The 14007-nt window shown below is 66.4% G+C and carries 12 protein-coding genes; 4 read left to right on the forward strand and 8 right to left on the reverse strand.

Annotated elements, in window-relative coordinates:
• The first annotated feature begins 100 nt into the window (after positions 1-100).
• Positions 101-1363, forward strand: coding sequence for an NAD(P)/FAD-dependent oxidoreductase (locus RX330_RS34690; protein ID WP_317241498.1), 1263 nt, complete (start codon positions 101-103; stop codon positions 1361-1363).
• Positions 1364-1535: 172 nt separating this feature from the next.
• Here RX330_RS34690 and RX330_RS34695 read toward each other — a convergent pair whose 3' ends face one another.
• Both RX330_RS34695 and RX330_RS34700 read right to left on the reverse strand, forming a co-directional pair.
• Complete coding sequence (locus RX330_RS34695; RefSeq protein WP_317241499.1) at positions 1536-2747, reverse strand: ABC transporter substrate-binding protein; 1212 nt, start codon at positions 2745-2747, stop codon at positions 1536-1538.
• Positions 2748-2791: 44 nt separating this feature from the next.
• Entirely contained in the window at positions 2792-4012 is a 1221-nt protein-coding gene (locus RX330_RS34700) for a cytochrome P450 (protein WP_317241500.1), read from the reverse strand.
• Between the two features lie 83 nt (positions 4013-4095).
• Between RX330_RS34700 and RX330_RS34705 the strand changes: the two genes are divergently transcribed.
• Entirely contained in the window at positions 4096-4602 is a 507-nt protein-coding gene (locus RX330_RS34705; RefSeq protein WP_212083982.1) for a MarR family winged helix-turn-helix transcriptional regulator, read from the forward strand.
• Positions 4603-4874: 272 nt separating this feature from the next.
• Here the strand turns inward: RX330_RS34705 and RX330_RS34710 are convergent, their stop codons facing one another.
• On the reverse strand, positions 4875-6731 hold the full coding sequence (locus RX330_RS34710) for a feruloyl-CoA synthase (RefSeq protein ID WP_317241503.1): 1857 nt from the start codon (positions 6729-6731) through the stop codon (positions 4875-4877).
• Positions 6732-6883: 152 nt separating this feature from the next.
• On the opposite strand from RX330_RS34710, the gene RX330_RS34715 reads away from it, so the two are divergent.
• Entirely contained in the window at positions 6884-7390 is a 507-nt protein-coding gene (locus tag RX330_RS34715; RefSeq protein ID WP_212083978.1) for a MarR family winged helix-turn-helix transcriptional regulator, read from the forward strand.
• A gap of 194 nt (positions 7391-7584) precedes the next feature.
• The gene (gene atzF / locus RX330_RS34720) at positions 7585-9405 is read left to right on the forward strand and encodes an allophanate hydrolase (protein ID WP_317241504.1); all 1821 of its coding nucleotides are present in this window, start codon (positions 7585-7587) and stop codon (positions 9403-9405) included.
• 97 nt (positions 9406-9502) lie between these two features.
• Here the strand turns inward: atzF and RX330_RS34725 are convergent, their stop codons facing one another.
• The 5 genes from RX330_RS34725 to RX330_RS34745 are packed head-to-tail and all read right to left on the reverse strand — an operon-like array spanning position 9503 to position 13969.
• Positions 9503-10225 (reverse strand): GntR family transcriptional regulator, encoded by a 723-nt coding sequence (locus RX330_RS34725; RefSeq protein WP_212083976.1) that lies wholly within the window; start codon positions 10223-10225, stop codon positions 9503-9505.
• Positions 10222-10617: an oxalurate catabolism protein HpxZ gene (hpxZ, locus tag RX330_RS34730; protein ID WP_212083974.1), complete on the reverse strand. Its 396-nt coding sequence runs from the start codon at positions 10615-10617 to the stop codon at positions 10222-10224. Before hpxZ ends, RX330_RS34725 begins: the two co-directional genes overlap by 4 nt.
• 12 nt (positions 10618-10629) lie before the next feature.
• Positions 10630-12021 (reverse strand): AtzE family amidohydrolase, encoded by a 1392-nt coding sequence (locus tag RX330_RS34735; protein WP_212083972.1) that lies wholly within the window; start codon positions 12019-12021, stop codon positions 10630-10632.
• A gap of 7 nt (positions 12022-12028) precedes the next feature.
• The gene (locus tag RX330_RS34740; RefSeq protein ID WP_212083970.1) at positions 12029-12208 is read right to left on the reverse strand and encodes a DUF4089 domain-containing protein; all 180 of its coding nucleotides are present in this window, start codon (positions 12206-12208) and stop codon (positions 12029-12031) included.
• Between the two features lie 18 nt (positions 12209-12226).
• A complete protein-coding gene (locus tag RX330_RS34745) occupies positions 12227-13969 on the reverse strand; it encodes an ABC transporter ATP-binding protein (RefSeq protein WP_317241505.1) in 1743 nt (580 codons plus the stop codon).
• Between the last annotated feature and the right edge of the window lie 38 nt (positions 13970-14007).

A 14007-nucleotide genomic window follows, 5' to 3' on the forward strand; every position in this document is an offset into this window, starting at 1 on the left:
ATACGTCCGGCCTATCCGACCATTGATGACGGCTATTGGACCGCGACACCCAATTCGCACTTAAATGAGCAGGAAGAGCAGCGAGATTCGAGGGCACATCATGACCACGACACCGCACCGCGTCGTCATCGTCGGGGCCGGCTTCGGCGGGCTGGAGACGACCTACCGGCTCGCTGGCGCCCCGGTCGAGATCACGCTGATCGATCGCCGCAACCATCATCTGTTCCAGCCGCTGCTCTACCAGGTTGCGACCGCCTCGCTCGCGACCAGCGAGATCGCCTGGCCGATCCGCCATCTCATGCGCGACCGGCGCGAGGTGACGACGCTGTTTGCGACTGTCAGCGGCGTCGATGCGGCAAGGCGCTGCGTCCTGATCGACGACGGCAGCGAGGTGCCCTACGACACGCTGGTGCTGGCGACCGGTGCGCGTCACGCCTATTTCGGCCATGACGAGTGGGAGCAATGGGCGCCGGGCCTGAAGACGCTGGAGGATGGCACCACCTTGCGCCGTCATATCCTGGTGGCGTTCGAGCGCGCCGAGCGCGAGACCGATCCGGCGAAGCGCGCGGCGCGGCTGACCTTCGTCATCGTCGGTGCCGGCCCGACCGGCGTCGAGCTCGCCGGCACGATCGCCGAGATGGCGCATCACACTCTGCCCGGCGATTTCCGCAACATCGACACCACCAAGGCGCGCGTGGTGCTGATCGAGGCGGGGCCGCGCGTGCTCGCGGGCTTTGCCGACGATCTCTCGGCCTATGCGCAGGCCTCGCTGGAGAAGATCGGCGTCGAGGTCGTGCTCGGGCAGGCCGTGACCGAGATCAACCGCGAGGGTGTGGTGTTCGGCGGCAGGCTGCTCGAGGCAAAAACACGTATCTGGGCCGCCGGTGTGCGCGCCTCGCCCGCCGCCGAATGGCTGGACGCACCCAGCGATCGCGCCGGACGCGTGCAGGTCGAGGCCGACCTGACCATTCCCGGTCATCCCGAGATCTTCGCGATCGGCGACACCGTCAGCATCAACGCCTGGGACGGCAAGCCGGTGCCGGGCATCGCGCCGGCTGCCAAGCAGCAGGGAAAGCACGTCGCCGAGACCATCAAGGCCCGGCTGCGCGGTGCTGCGACCGGCCCATTCCGTTACAAGCACGCCGGCAGCCTCGCCCAGATCGGCAAGCGGCTCGCCGTCATCGATTTCGGCCGCTTCAAGCTGCGCGGCACCATCGCATGGTGGATCTGGGGCATCGCCCACATCTACTTCCTGATCGGCCTCCGCCACCGCCTCAGCGTCGCCTTGAGCTGGCTCTGGATCTACGCGCGCGATCAGCGCGCGGCGCGGTTGATCACACAGGGAAGCAGCAAGGTGGTGTAGTGCTCTTCCTTCTCCCCTTGCGGGAGAAGGTGGCGCGAAGCGCCGGATGAGGGGTATGTCTCCACTCGCGAGATCGTCCGTGAGGAGAGAACCCTCACCCGGCTTCGCTTCGCGAAGCCACCCTCTCCCGCAAGGGGAGAGGGCGCAGCGACGCTTGCCGCAACAGCGGCAGCTACTTCACCAGCTCGCACCCGCCCTCCGCCAGCGGCCTGAACGCCTGCTCCGCGGGGATCGTCGAGACCAGCTTGTAATAATCATACGGATATTTCGACTCCTCCGGCTTCTTCACCTCGAACAGGTACATCGGGTGCACGACGCGGCCGTCCTGGCGGATGGCGGTGTCGCCGAAGAGCTTGTCCTTGCCCTTGAATTTCTTCATCTCGGGCACGACGTTCTTGGCGTTGTCACTGCCGGTGGCGGCGACCGCGTTCAGATAAGCGAGCGTGGAGGCGTAGACGCCCGCCTGGTTGCCGCTCGGCATCTTGCCGTTCATGCCGGGCCGGGCGGCGAACCGCTTGGCGAACGCGCGGGTGTCGTCGTTCATGTCCCAGTAGAAGGCTTCCATGAGCTGGAGCCCCTGCGCGACCTTGATGCCCATGCCGTGGACGTCGTTGATGAAGAGCAGGAAGGCGACGAGCTTCTGCCCGCTCTGCTGGATCCCGAACTCGGCGGCCTGCTTCACGGCGTTGATGGTGTCGCCGCCGGCGTTGGCGAGTCCGATCACCTGCGCTTTCGAGCTCTGCGCCTGCAACAGGAAGGAGGCGAAGTCGGAAGTGCCGAGCGGATGCTTCGATGAGCCCAGCACCCTGCCGCCGTGCCCTTCGATGTACTTCTGCGCCTCCGCCTCGATGCCCTTGCCCAGCGCGTAATCGACCGTGAGGAAATACCAATCCTTGCCGCCGCGCGACATCATCGCGGCTGCGGTGGTGTTGCCGGTTGCCCAGGCGTCGTTGACCCACTGGATGGTGTTGGGCGAGCAAGCCTTGCCGGTGAGATCCGAGCTCGCGGTCGAGGAGGCCAGAAAGGTCATGCGGCCGTCGCGCAGCAGCGCGTTGATGGACAGGCCGACCGCCGAATTCGGCACGTCGACGATGGCGTCGACGCCCTCGACGTCGAGCCATTTGCGCGCGATGGCGTTGCCGACATCGGCCTTGTTCTGGTGATCGGCATAGACGATCTCGACCTTGATACCTTTGCCGCCGCCATTGAAGTCCTCCGCCGCCATGCGCGCGGCTTCCACCGAGCCCATGCCGTTGGTGTCCTGGAAGATGCCGGAGATGTCGTTGAGCACGCCGACGCGCACGACATTGTCGGATATCTCGGCGCTTGCCGCGCCGCTCGCCAGGCTCGCCGCCAGTGCGAACGCCCATTTCAGATGCTTCATCGTTCCCTCCCGTGTTGTATGTGTTGTTTGCGTCGCCGGCGGCGTCAGGCCGGCGTGATGGTCACCGGCAGGCTGTCGAGCCCGCGCAGCGTGTTGTTGAAGCGGCGCCTCGGCTCGCCGGCGAGCTCGATGCTGGCAACACGGCGGGCCAGCGCCGAGAGCATCGTCTCCCCTTCGAGCCGCGCCACGAGCTGGCCCACGCACATGTGGATGCCGGAGCCGTAGCCGACATGGCCGGAGGTGCGGCGGCCGATGTCGTAGCTGTCGGGCTCGTCCCAGCGCCGCGGATCGCGATTGGCGGCGGCAAGGAACATGAGCACCTTCTCGCCCTCGCCGATGGTCGCACCGGAGAGCTCGACTTCGCGGGTGGTGGTGCGGAAAAACGTCTGCACCGGGCTCTCGAAGCGCACCGCCTCCTCGAAGGCATTGCGCGCAAGGGTGAGATCGCCGCGCAGGCGCTGCCACTGGTCGGGAAAACGCGCCAGGCAATAAACGGCGGCGCCGATGCCGTTGACGGTGGTATCGAGGCCGGCGGAGAGCAGCGAGCGGACCAGAAGCGGCGCTTCGGTCGCGGTGATCGCGCCCTCGTCGACATGGGCGTGAATGCAGGCGCCGATGCCGCCGGGCGTGAGATTTTCTCGCTGACACTGCGCGGTGACGTAAGCCTGATGGGGCGCCGAGCGCTCGATCGATTCCTGGCGCAATTCGTTGGGCGGCCCGAACGCGTTGAAGACGACGCTCGCGTAGGGGATCAGATGTTCGCGGCCCTCCGGCTTCAGCCCGAGCGCGTCCGGAAAGATCGAGAGCGGATAGGCTTCCGCCAGATCAGCGATCGCGTCGAAGCTGCGTTTGTCCAGCAATTCGTCGACCCGCTGCTCGGCCGCCGCGGCGAAGCGGTCACGAAGCCCCTTCATCACCGTGGGCGATAGCACCTTCGACAGCACGGCGCGGGTGCGGGTGTGCGCAGGCGGATCGGCTTCGAGGATCAGGCTCGGCGGTCGCCACGGCGTCTCCTTCTTGAAGTCGGACAGGCCGACGCCGCGGCTGGAGCAGAAGGTCGCGGGATCGTTCAGCACCGCATGGACCTCGGCATAGCGTGCCACGCCATAGACGTTCCACTTGTCGAGATAGACCACTGGCCCGGCCTCACGCAGCCGCTGATGCGTGGGGTAGGGGTCGGCAAAAAATTTCATGTCGAAGGGATCAACGTCGAGATGCGGAACGGCCGCAGAGCCAGTCGATACCGGGGAGCCGGATGCGGTCATGGTAGACCTCCCTCATTTTGATCTTGTGAAAGAGCGGCGCATGCCCTTAGGTCAACCGGCCCGCCGCGAGATAGAATCCCGATATGCCCGCGCCATCGACCAGAATCCGCCAAAAGCCTGCGCTTCACGAGGCGGGACCGACGCTCGACCTCGACCGTTACGTTCCGGCGTTCGTCACCTTCATCGCCAACAAGCTCTCGAACAGCGCGACCGCGTTCTATCAGCGGCAGTTCGGCGTCAACGTCACGGAATGGCGGATCATGTCGCTGCTGGCGATCGAGCCCGGCATTCCGGCCTCGCGCATCTGCCACGTCATCGGCTTTGACAAGGGACCGGTGAGCCGGACGCTGGCGGGGCTCGAGAAGCGCGGGCTGGTGTCGATCCGCACCGATCCGAACGACGGCCGCACCCATTCGATTTCGCTGACGGCGAAGGGCCGCGCGACCCATGACAAGGTCATCGTCGCGGCGCTCGAGCGCGAGCGGCGGCTGTTGTCCTGCCTCAGCAAGGACGAGCGTGAGGTGTTGATCGATCTCTTGCGCCGGCTCCACGAAAACCTTGGCGCGGTCACCGGCGGCGCTGAGCCCTGACGAGCCGCGCGCCGGGCGCCACCTTCCATCACATCCAGGCATGCGCCGGCGTTTGCCGGCGGCACCGTGCGGGCCGAGCATCGTTTCCTCCAGAGAAGTCGCGGCGGTTCGCCCGCCGTCATCCTTGTCCGGAACGGTTCGCACAAATTAGTTGCTTAAGCAACAAAAGAATCGGCAAGATAATGCGGCAGGGCTGTTGGCCTACTTCGAACATTGCGGCGTCATGAAAGCGAGATGAGCTACGCGCCCTCTTTTGCGGCGGCTTCGTCAGCTCAGGCGCTGCAACCGATCCATTCGCCCGACGCGTCGTCGTTCAGCCGCGCCACCGCGTCCGCTCGCCGCGTCAGCACGGCGCGCTGGTTGATGTAGCCCTTGTCGGTGATCTCGCCGCCGTCGACCGAGGGCGGCTCGGCGAGGAGCAGCGCGCGCGTGGCGTGACCGGAGGAGTGGGGGCCCTGCTGCTTGAGTTTCGCCAGGCCCTGCGCGATTGCGGTCCTGACCTTGTCATGCGCCAGCACCTCGTTCACGCCTGCCGTCTCGGACAGACCGGCGTGGACACGGCAGGCGACAACATTGGGAAACACCAGAAAGCGCACCTCGTCACCGCCATGACCCGACACGACGATGTCCTGCGCCAGCGGCGAGAGCGCGGCAATGCCGGCAACGCGCAGCGTGCCGACGTTGACCCAGGTGCCGGAATTGAGCTTGAAGTCCTCCGCGACGCGGCCGTCGAAGAACAGGCCGCGCTCCGGCCTGCCGTTATCGGCCAGCTTGACCGCGTCACCGATCAGATAAAAGCCCTCCTCGTCGAAAGCCTGCTTCGTCAGCTCCGGCGCTTTCCAATAGCCGGGCGTGACGTTCGGCCCGCGGACGCGCACCTCCAGCTTGTCGCCGGTCGCGACGAGCTTCAATTCGGTGCCGGGGATCGGCACGCCGATATTGCCGGAACGCTCGGCGAGAAAATGGCAATCGGTCGCGAGCGGCGACGTCTCGGTCGAGCCCCAGGCCGAAACCATCGGCAGCGTACGGCCGACGGTTTTGATCGAGAGCTCCTCGAGCGCGTCCCACAGATTCTGCGGCAGCGCGGCGCCGGCATAGAAGGCGAATTTCACCTCGTTGAAGAAGCGGCGGCACAGCTCCTCGTCCCCGCGCAGCGCCGCGATCAGCATGTCGAAGCCGCGCGGCACGTTGAAATAGACCGTCGGCATCACGCTTTTCAGATTGGCCAGCGACGTCGCGAAGAGACCGGGCGCGGGCTTGCCGCCGTCGATATAGAGCGAGCCGCCATTGCGCAGCACGAGATTGAAATTGTGGTTGGCCCCGAAGGTGTGGCTCCAGGGCAGCCAGTCGAGAATGACCAGATCGTCGCGCTCCTGCTCGAGAAATATCCAGGTCTGGGCCTTGGCCTGCTGGCTCGAGGTCAGCATGCGCTGGGTGTTGATGACGGCCTTCGGCGTGCCGGTCGACCCTGACGTGAACAGGAATTTCGCGATCGTGTCCGGCGTCACCGCGGCGAAGGCAGTTGCGACGCCGGGACTCTCGGGCGTTCCCGCTACAGCACGGAAGGCGAGCGCACCGGCGTCGTCCTCGTTGCCGCTGATGATGCGCGCCCGGTGCAGCGGCGCGATCGCCTCCAGCGCCGCCGCAAAGGGTTTTGTCGCAGCGACGTAGATCGCGCCCGGATCGAGCAGCGTGATCATGCTCTTGAGCTTCTCGAAATCCCGGGACATCAGCGAATAGGCCGGCGAGATCGCGGCAGAGGGCACGCCGACATGCTGAGCGGCAAGCGCCAGCAGCGCGTGATCGATGCTGTTGTCGGACAGGATCGCGAGCGGGCGCTCTGCGCTGAGGCCCTGCGCCAAAATCCAGGACGCCGCCGCACGCACCTGGCGCAGCGCCTGCGCATAGGTGGCGGTGGTCCAGGGCGCATCGACATTGCCGCGCTCGGCAAGGAAGATCGCATCCGGGGTTTGCCGCGCCCATTGCTCCAGCCAGTCGCCGACGCAACGCGCGCCTTCACGCAACGGATCGGGCGAGCGCAGCACGATGCTGCCGTCGGCGCGATGCTCTGCGACGGTCCGCGGGCTTGCGAACAGGCCTGCAACGTCACTGCGTGGAGCGACTGTCATGTGTTTCCTCCCTCCGCCCGGATACCGGATCGGCCGCAGCTTCGTTCCAGGCTGCCTTGGCCATAATGTTGGGCATGACAATTGTTGTCGTCAACAACAAACTTTCGCTCAGGCCGCCGAGACGCTAAGGTTGCGCGGCAGGAGACCTTGACGTGACAGCCAGTGCAGCCCGGGCCGATACCCGCCCCTCCCCACGCAAGCGCGCCGGCAATGGCGCGGCGCCCCGCGATATTGCCGATGATGTCGGCCTCGACGCCCTGGTCGGGCACGCCGGCTATGCGGTGCGACGCTTCCAGATCTGGATCTTTCAGGATTTCATCAGGACGCTCGGCGATGTCGACATCCGGCCGACGCAATATTCGGTGCTGACGGTGATCGGGGCCAATCCGGGCCTGTCGCAAATGGCCGTGGCCAAGCGCCTGGGCATCGAGCGCGCCAGGCTGGTGCATCTGCTCGACAGTCTCGAACAGCGCAGGCTGGTCAAGCGGGTCAAGTCGAAGGCGGACCGGCGCTCGCATGCGCTGCATCTCACCGCGCAGGGCGAGACGGCGCTGGCGAAGTTCAAGCGGCTCGCGGCCGAGCACGAGCGGAACGTCGAGGCGAAGATCGGCAAGGAGAACCGGGCCCACCTGCTCCGGATCCTCGCTGGCTTCACCTGACCTCGACTGCCCATGATTTGGGCAAATGCTCGCCACAGGGCGCCGCTGCGGCCGCCCATCTGCCGGTCGAAATATCTCCCAAGCCACTGATCACGCGATAATATCCGGAGCAATGGTGCTGCCCGGATATTGTACACAATGGCACATCGCTTGCTTCACTCCGGGCGAAGTCGAATTGCCGGAGTTTTGTCGCCATGAGGGCTGAAATGGGGGCCGAGCAGCCTGAAACGATCGCCGCGATTGTAGCCGCGCATCGCGCGGGGACGCTGACGCCGGCGCAGACGATCGCGCGGACCTATCAGCGCATCCGCGACCGCAACGATCCTGCCATCTTCATCAGCCTGCGCGAGGAGACGGACGCGATCGCGGAAGCCGAGCGGCTTGCCGCGCGGAAGGAGGCCGCCGACCTGCCGCTTTATGGCGTGCCGGTCGCGGTGAAGGACAATATCGACGCGCTGGGTTTTCCGACCACCGCCGCCTGCCCGGCCTTCTCCACCACGCCGGCGCACGACTCGACCGCGGTAGCGCGCCTGCGTGCCGCCGGCGCCATCATCATCGGCAAGACCAATCTCGATCAGTTCGCAACCGGCCTCGTCGGCGTGCGCTCGCCCTACGGCATTCCCAAGAACGCAATTCGCGACGATCTCATTCCCGGCGGGTCGAGTTCGGGCTCCGCGGTCGCCGTCGGCGCCGGCCTCGTGCCGCTGTCGCTGGGCACCGATACCGCAGGCAGCGGCCGCGTGCCGGCCATGCTCAACAACATCGTCGGCCTGAAACCGAGCCTCGGCATGATCTCGAATGCGGGTCTCGTGCCGGCCTGTCGCACGCTCGACTGCATCTCGGTGTTTGCGCTGACGGTGGATGATGCTGCGCTCGCTTTGTCGGTGATGGCGGGGCCGGACCAGGCCGACCCGTTCTCGCGCGACCGGCCGCTTCAGCCGCTCACGCCGTTCCCGGCAGGCTTGCGCCTCGGCGTGCCGCGCAACGGACAGCTGATCTTCTTCGGCGACAAGACATCGGAAGCCGCCTACGCCGATGCGCTGAAGCGCTGGACCGCGCTTGGCGCCGAGTTGATCGAGTTCGACCTCGAGCCGTTCTACGAGACGGCGCGGCTGCTCTATGAGGGCCCGTGGGTCGCGGAACGCTATCTCGTGATCAAGGATCTGCTGGCCTCCGCGCCTGATGCGATCCATCCCGTGACGCGCGAGATCACCGCGGCGGGCGCGCGGCTGACGGCGGCAGACACGTTCTCGGCGCTCTACCGCCTGCAGGGCCTGCGAAAGATCGCCGAGCGCACCTTTACCAATATCGACGCGTTAGTGCTGCCGACGGCGCCGACGGCCTATACGACGGCGCAGGTGCTCGCCAACCCGATCGAGCTCAACAGCCGGCTCGGCACCTACACCAATTTCGTCAACCTGCTCGACCTCTGCGGCCTTGCCGTTCCGGCCTCGATGCGCGCCGACGGCATTCCGTTCGGCGTCACGCTGCTCGCGCCGGCAGGCCGCGACGGGCTGCTCGCCAGCATCGGCCGCGTCTTCCATGCCGATACGAAGCTGAGTCTCGGCGCAAAGAGCGTAGCGCAAGCACCGCTCGCACCCTTGCCGGCGAGCAGCGCCGACGAGATCCCGATCGCCGTGGTCGGCGCGCATCTGTCCGGCATGGTGCTGAACGGCGAGTTGAAAGCGCTGAACGGCCGCCTGATCGAGGCAACCAGAACGGCGCCGGACTACAAGCTCTACGCGCTCAAGACCACGCCGCCAAAGCCGGGCATGCTTCGCGTCGAGGCCGGCAAGGGCGCCGCGATCGAACTGGAGATCTGGTCGTTGTCGTCGTCCGCCTTCGGCAAGTTCGTCGACGCAATCCCCGCGCCGATGGCGATCGGAACGGTGCGGCTGGCCGACGGCCGCAGGGTGAAGGGGTTTCTGGTCGAGCCGGAGGTGCTAAGCGATGCGCGGGATATCACCGCGTATGGCGGCTGGCGGAAGTATATGGCGGAAGCCACAACAAAATAGGCCTCCTAGAACGGGCAAAGCGAAGCGTGCCCACGATCTCGTGCTTCATGAGAAGATCGTGGGCACGGTGCTTTGCGCCCTTGCCCGCCCTACGACACTACAGCGACACTGCGTAAATCTCGTACTCGCCGCGCACCAGCTCGATATGCGCGCGCATCGCGGCGGCCGCGCCCTGCTTGTCGCCGCGCATGATGGCGACGACGACGCGGTCGTGCTCGGCTTGGGATTTGGCGAGACGTCCGAGGTTGCGGAACTGGGCGCGGCGGAACGGCTGAACGCGCACGCGCGTCGCCAGCGTGATCTCGGCGATATAGCCGTTCTGCGATCCCGCATAGATCGCGTTGTGGAAGCGCTCGTTGACCTCGTGAAAGCGGTCGGGATTGCCGGCGTAGCTCAGCAGCCGCAGCTCCTCGTGGACAGCCTCGAGGCCATGGCGCTCGGCCGCGGACATGCGCTCGGCGGCGAGCCCTGCGCACAGCGCCTCGAGCTCGGCCATCGCCTCGAACATGCCCGTCAGCCGCTCGATCGAGGGCTGCGCCACCACCGCGCCGCGATGGGCGCGCGCTTCGACGAGGCCGCTTGCCACGAGCTGGCGCAGCGCCTCACGTACCGGCGTCCGCGAGACGTTGAAGCGGCGCGCGATGTCGGTCTCGTCCAGCGGCGCGCCGGGGGCCAGGGCGCCGCGCACGATCTCGTCCGCGAGTTGCAGGCGCAGCTCCTCTGCGCGGGTGACCTTCTGCACCGATGCCGAGGGACGATCGACGCGCGGCACGACCGGTTCAGCCGGCGGTGTCCCTCGCGGAAACTCGTCGAGCGTCATGCGGTCTCTTTCGGCTCGTCGATGATGCTGACATGGGCGGCGACGACGCGCCAGCCCTCGGGAAAGCGAATCCAGGTCTGCATCTGCCGGCCGACCTTGCCGGGCGCGGTGTCGCGATAGAACAGCGTGGAAGCAACGGCCGTGTCGCGGCCATAGCTCGAGATGACCGTCTTTGTGGTGCGGCGGTTCAGGCCGACCGGCGATCGGCCGGCGCGGAATCCGCTTATCGCCTCGTAGCCGTAGAGGTTCTCGCCGATGCCGTAGCGCAGCGTGCGGGGATCGTTGCGGAACAGCTCGCCCAGCACCGCGACGTCGTTGCTGACGAGGGCCTGCTCATAACGCTCGAACGCGGCTTTGACTTCCGCGATCACCTCGGGGAGATCGATCTCCATCTCAAATTCCACTTAAAGTCCCCTTGGAGCAGGCGCGGATGCCACACCCATCTTTTCCAATGCGTGCGCGACACGAAGCGCGATGTCCTCGCGCCAGGGCGCGGCGATGATCTGCACGCCGATCGGCAGCGGCTCGAGCGGCACCGGCACCGCGACCACCGGCAACCCGATGAAGGAGATCGGCTGGGTGTGAACGCCGATATTGGCGCGGACCGGAAGCTCGACGCCGTCGAGATTGAAATTCACCTGGCCGAGTTTCGGCGCGGTGCAGGGCGTCGCGGGCGCCAGCAGCACGTCGACGGACTTGAAGATCTCGGCAAGCTGCGCGCGGTACCAACGGCGGAATTTTTGCGCGCGGTCGACCATGGGCGCAGGTACCATCGCGCCTGCAATCAGCCGGTCGCGCACGGCCGGATCGAAATCGTTCGGGCGCTTGCGCAGGCGATCGAGGTGGAGCGAAGCGCCTTCGGTGGTGGTGATGACGTAGGCCGCCGCGCGGGCGCGCGCGGCTTCGGGAATATCCACGACTTGCGTTGCGCCGAGCGCCTTGGCGACGCGGCCGACGGCCTCGACGGCTTCCGGGAACACGTTCTTCTGGAAATATCCGCCCGCGATCGCGATCCGCAGGTCCGAGACCGGATTGGCGATCAGCGGCAGCGTCGGCTCCAGCCCGCGCGTCGTGCAGGCGCTGTCCTCCGCATCCGGGCCCTGCATCACATCATAGGCGAGCGCGAGATCGGTGACCGAACGCGCGAACGGGCCGAGATGATCGAGGCTCGCGACGAACGGAAAGGAACGCGCCCGAGTGAGCCGGCCATAGGTCGGCTTCAAACCGAAGATGCCGCAGAAGGAGGACGGCACGCGGATCGAACCGTTGGTGTCCGAGCCCAGCGCGATCGGCACCAGCGCGCCGCCGACGGCGCTGCCCGAACCACCGGAGGAACCGCCGGTCATCCGCGTCGTATCATGCGGATTGCGCGAGGGACCGTCATGGACGTTCTCGCCGGTGAAGTCGTAGGCGTATTCGCCCATGTTGAGCGCGCCGACCAGAACGGCGCCGGCGGCTTCCATCCGCTCGATCAGCGTGGCGTCACGTTTGGCCGGCGCGAGGTCGCGGTTGATCTTCGAGCCCGCACGTGTGGGCAGGCCCGCGACATCGAACAGGTTCTTCACCGCGAAAGGTACGCCGGCGAGCGGGCCGATTTCCTTTCCGGCTGCGATGTCGGCGTCGATCGCGCGCGCCTTGGCGCGGGCGCGATCGGCGGTGACGTCAGTGAAGGAATTGAGAATGGTGTCGTGCTGCTTGATGCGCGAAAGCGCGGCTTCGGTGGCATCGAGCGCGGACATTTTGCGGGCCGCGACCGCGCTTGCGATTCCCGAGGCCGTTTCTGGCTTGGTGGTCATGGCAGCATCAGACCGTGAAGATCGGCGCCGGCTCGGTCTCGTCCGGCAGCGCGAATTCGTCGACGAGGCGGGAAAGGCGCAGCGACACGTCGAGATTCGCACGCACCGCGGGCCTCCAGGCCTCCTCGACCGGCAGCGCCAGCGCTTTGGATACGGCGTCGATATAGTCGTCCAGGGGTTCGGCCATCACTCTCTCAAGCTGATCTCAGTGCACCGGCAACGGCGGATGCGGGATCGCCGTCAGCAGTTCCTTGGTGTAGTCGTCCTGGGGATCGCCGAGCACCTGCTCGGAAGAGCCCTCCTCGACGATCCGTCCCGTCCGCATCACAATGACACGATCGCACAACAAGCGCACCACATTCAAATCATGCGAGACGAACAGATAGCTCATACCCAGCCGCTGCTTCAGATCCTGAAGCAGATTGAGCACCACGGCCTGCACCGAGACGTCCAGCGCCGCCGTCGGCTCGTCCAGGATGACGAGCTTCGGATGCAGCGCGATGGCGCGGGCGATGCCGACGCGGGCCTTCTGGCCGCCTGAGAGCTGATGCGGGAAGCGGTCGAGCAGGTTGTGCGGCAGGCCGACCATGGTCGCCAGTTCCTCGCAGCGGGCTCGGAGTGCGTCGCGTCCCCTGACATCACCCAGCTGCATGATGGGGTCGGCGATGGCGCGCGCGGCCGTGAAGCGCGGGTTGAGGCTGTCGGTCGGGTCCTGGAACACCATCTGGATGCGGCTGCGCTGCGGCATCCGGGCGAAGGCGGCAGGCGCGATGCCGCCGATGTCCTCGCCGTCGAACTGGATCAGGCCGGAGGTCTGGTCCAGGAGGCGCATCACCATCATCGACGTCGTCGATTTGCCGCAGCCGGATTCGCCGACGAGACCGACGCTCTCGCCATGGCTGATCGAGAAGCTGATGCCGTCGACGGCGCGGAACACGTCCGGCTCCACCGGCGGCTTGCGGCCGAACAGTTTTCCGAGCACGGCGGTGGCGCCCTGGCGGGGGTATTCCTTGACGAGCTTGTCGACGAGGAGAAGGGGCTGCGCGCTCTTCTCATCGCTTTGCGCGACGCGCCGGTCGGGCGAACCGACGACGGATGCGGATGAGGATGAGGTTGCTCCCTCCTCCTCCGGCAGCAGATCCCGCAAGCTCACGCCAAGCCGCGGCGTGGCGCGCATCAGCTTCTTGGTGTAGGGGTGCTGCGGGTTCGCGAAGATGTCGGCGGCCTTGGCGGTCTCGACCACGCGGCCCTTCTCCATCACCACGACGCGGTCGCAATAGGCCGCGGCAAGGCCGAGATCGTGGGTGATCAGGATGGTCGACATCGCGCGGCGCTTGGTCAGCTCGACGATCAGATCCATCACCGCCTTCTGCGTGGTGACGTCGAGGCCGGTGGTCGGCTCGTCCGCGATCAGCAGCTGTGGATTGCAGGCGAGCGCGAGCGCAATGACGACGCGCTGGCACATGCCGCCCGAGAGCTCGAACGGATAGGCGTGGTAGCGCTCGCGCGGGCGGGCGATCTTGACCTGCTCCAGCGCCTCGATCGCCTTCTCGCCGCCATCTGTGACCTGGGCCTGTTGCACATGGGTGCGCAGCACGTCCTCGATCTGGTCGCCGACTTTGCGGATCGGGTTCAGCGCGGCGCGCGGGTTCTGGAAGATCATCGAGACCTCCCGCCCGCGCAGGTCTCGCATCTGGTCCTCGGTCGCGGCCTTGACGTCGATGCCGGAGAACATCACCGAGCCCTCGGCGATCCGCCCGGCGCGGTCGAGGATGCGCATCACCGCGTAGGAGGTCACCGACTTGCCGGAACCGGACTCGCCGACGATGGCGAGCGTCTCGCCCTTGGCGACGGAGATGTTGACGTGCTGCACCGCCTTGACGATGCCGCGGCGGGTGGTGAATTCGACGGTGAGGTCCTGAACGTCGAGCAGGGGCTGGGCGGTCATGTGGGCCTACGAAGCAAAAAACGCGAAAACAACCCCAT

This window comes from Bradyrhizobium sp. NDS-1 (genome assembly GCF_032918005.1).
Classification (GTDB): Bacteria; Pseudomonadota; Alphaproteobacteria; order Rhizobiales; family Xanthobacteraceae; genus Bradyrhizobium; species Bradyrhizobium tunisiense.

Bases quoted from the DNA above. Each gene is read 5' to 3' on its own strand.
- RX330_RS34690 (WP_317241498.1), top strand. From the start codon at position 101: ATGACCACGACACCGCACCGCGTCGTCATCGTCGGGGCCGGCTTCGGC.
- atzF (WP_317241504.1), top strand. From the start codon at position 7,585: ATGAGGGCTGAAATGGGGGCCGAGCAGCCTGAAACGATCGCCGCGATT.
- RX330_RS34695 (WP_317241499.1), bottom strand. From the start codon at position 2,747: ATGAAGCATCTGAAATGGGCGTTCGCACTGGCGGCGAGCCTGGCGAGC.
- RX330_RS34710 (WP_317241503.1), bottom strand. From the start codon at position 6,731: ATGACAGTCGCTCCACGCAGTGACGTTGCAGGCCTGTTCGCAAGCCCG.
- RX330_RS34705 (WP_212083982.1), top strand. From the start codon at position 4,096: ATGCCCGCGCCATCGACCAGAATCCGCCAAAAGCCTGCGCTTCACGAG.
- RX330_RS34745 (WP_317241505.1), bottom strand. From the start codon at position 13,969: ATGACCGCCCAGCCCCTGCTCGACGTTCAGGACCTCACCGTCGAATTC.
- RX330_RS34735 (WP_212083972.1), bottom strand. From the start codon at position 12,021: ATGACCACCAAGCCAGAAACGGCCTCGGGAATCGCAAGCGCGGTCGCG.
- RX330_RS34700 (WP_317241500.1), bottom strand. From the start codon at position 4,012: ATGACCGCATCCGGCTCCCCGGTATCGACTGGCTCTGCGGCCGTTCCG.
- RX330_RS34725 (WP_212083976.1), bottom strand. From the start codon at position 10,225: ATGACGCTCGACGAGTTTCCGCGAGGGACACCGCCGGCTGAACCGGTC.
- RX330_RS34740 (WP_212083970.1), bottom strand. From the start codon at position 12,208: ATGGCCGAACCCCTGGACGACTATATCGACGCCGTATCCAAAGCGCTG.
- hpxZ (WP_212083974.1), bottom strand. From the start codon at position 10,617: ATGGAGATCGATCTCCCCGAGGTGATCGCGGAAGTCAAAGCCGCGTTC.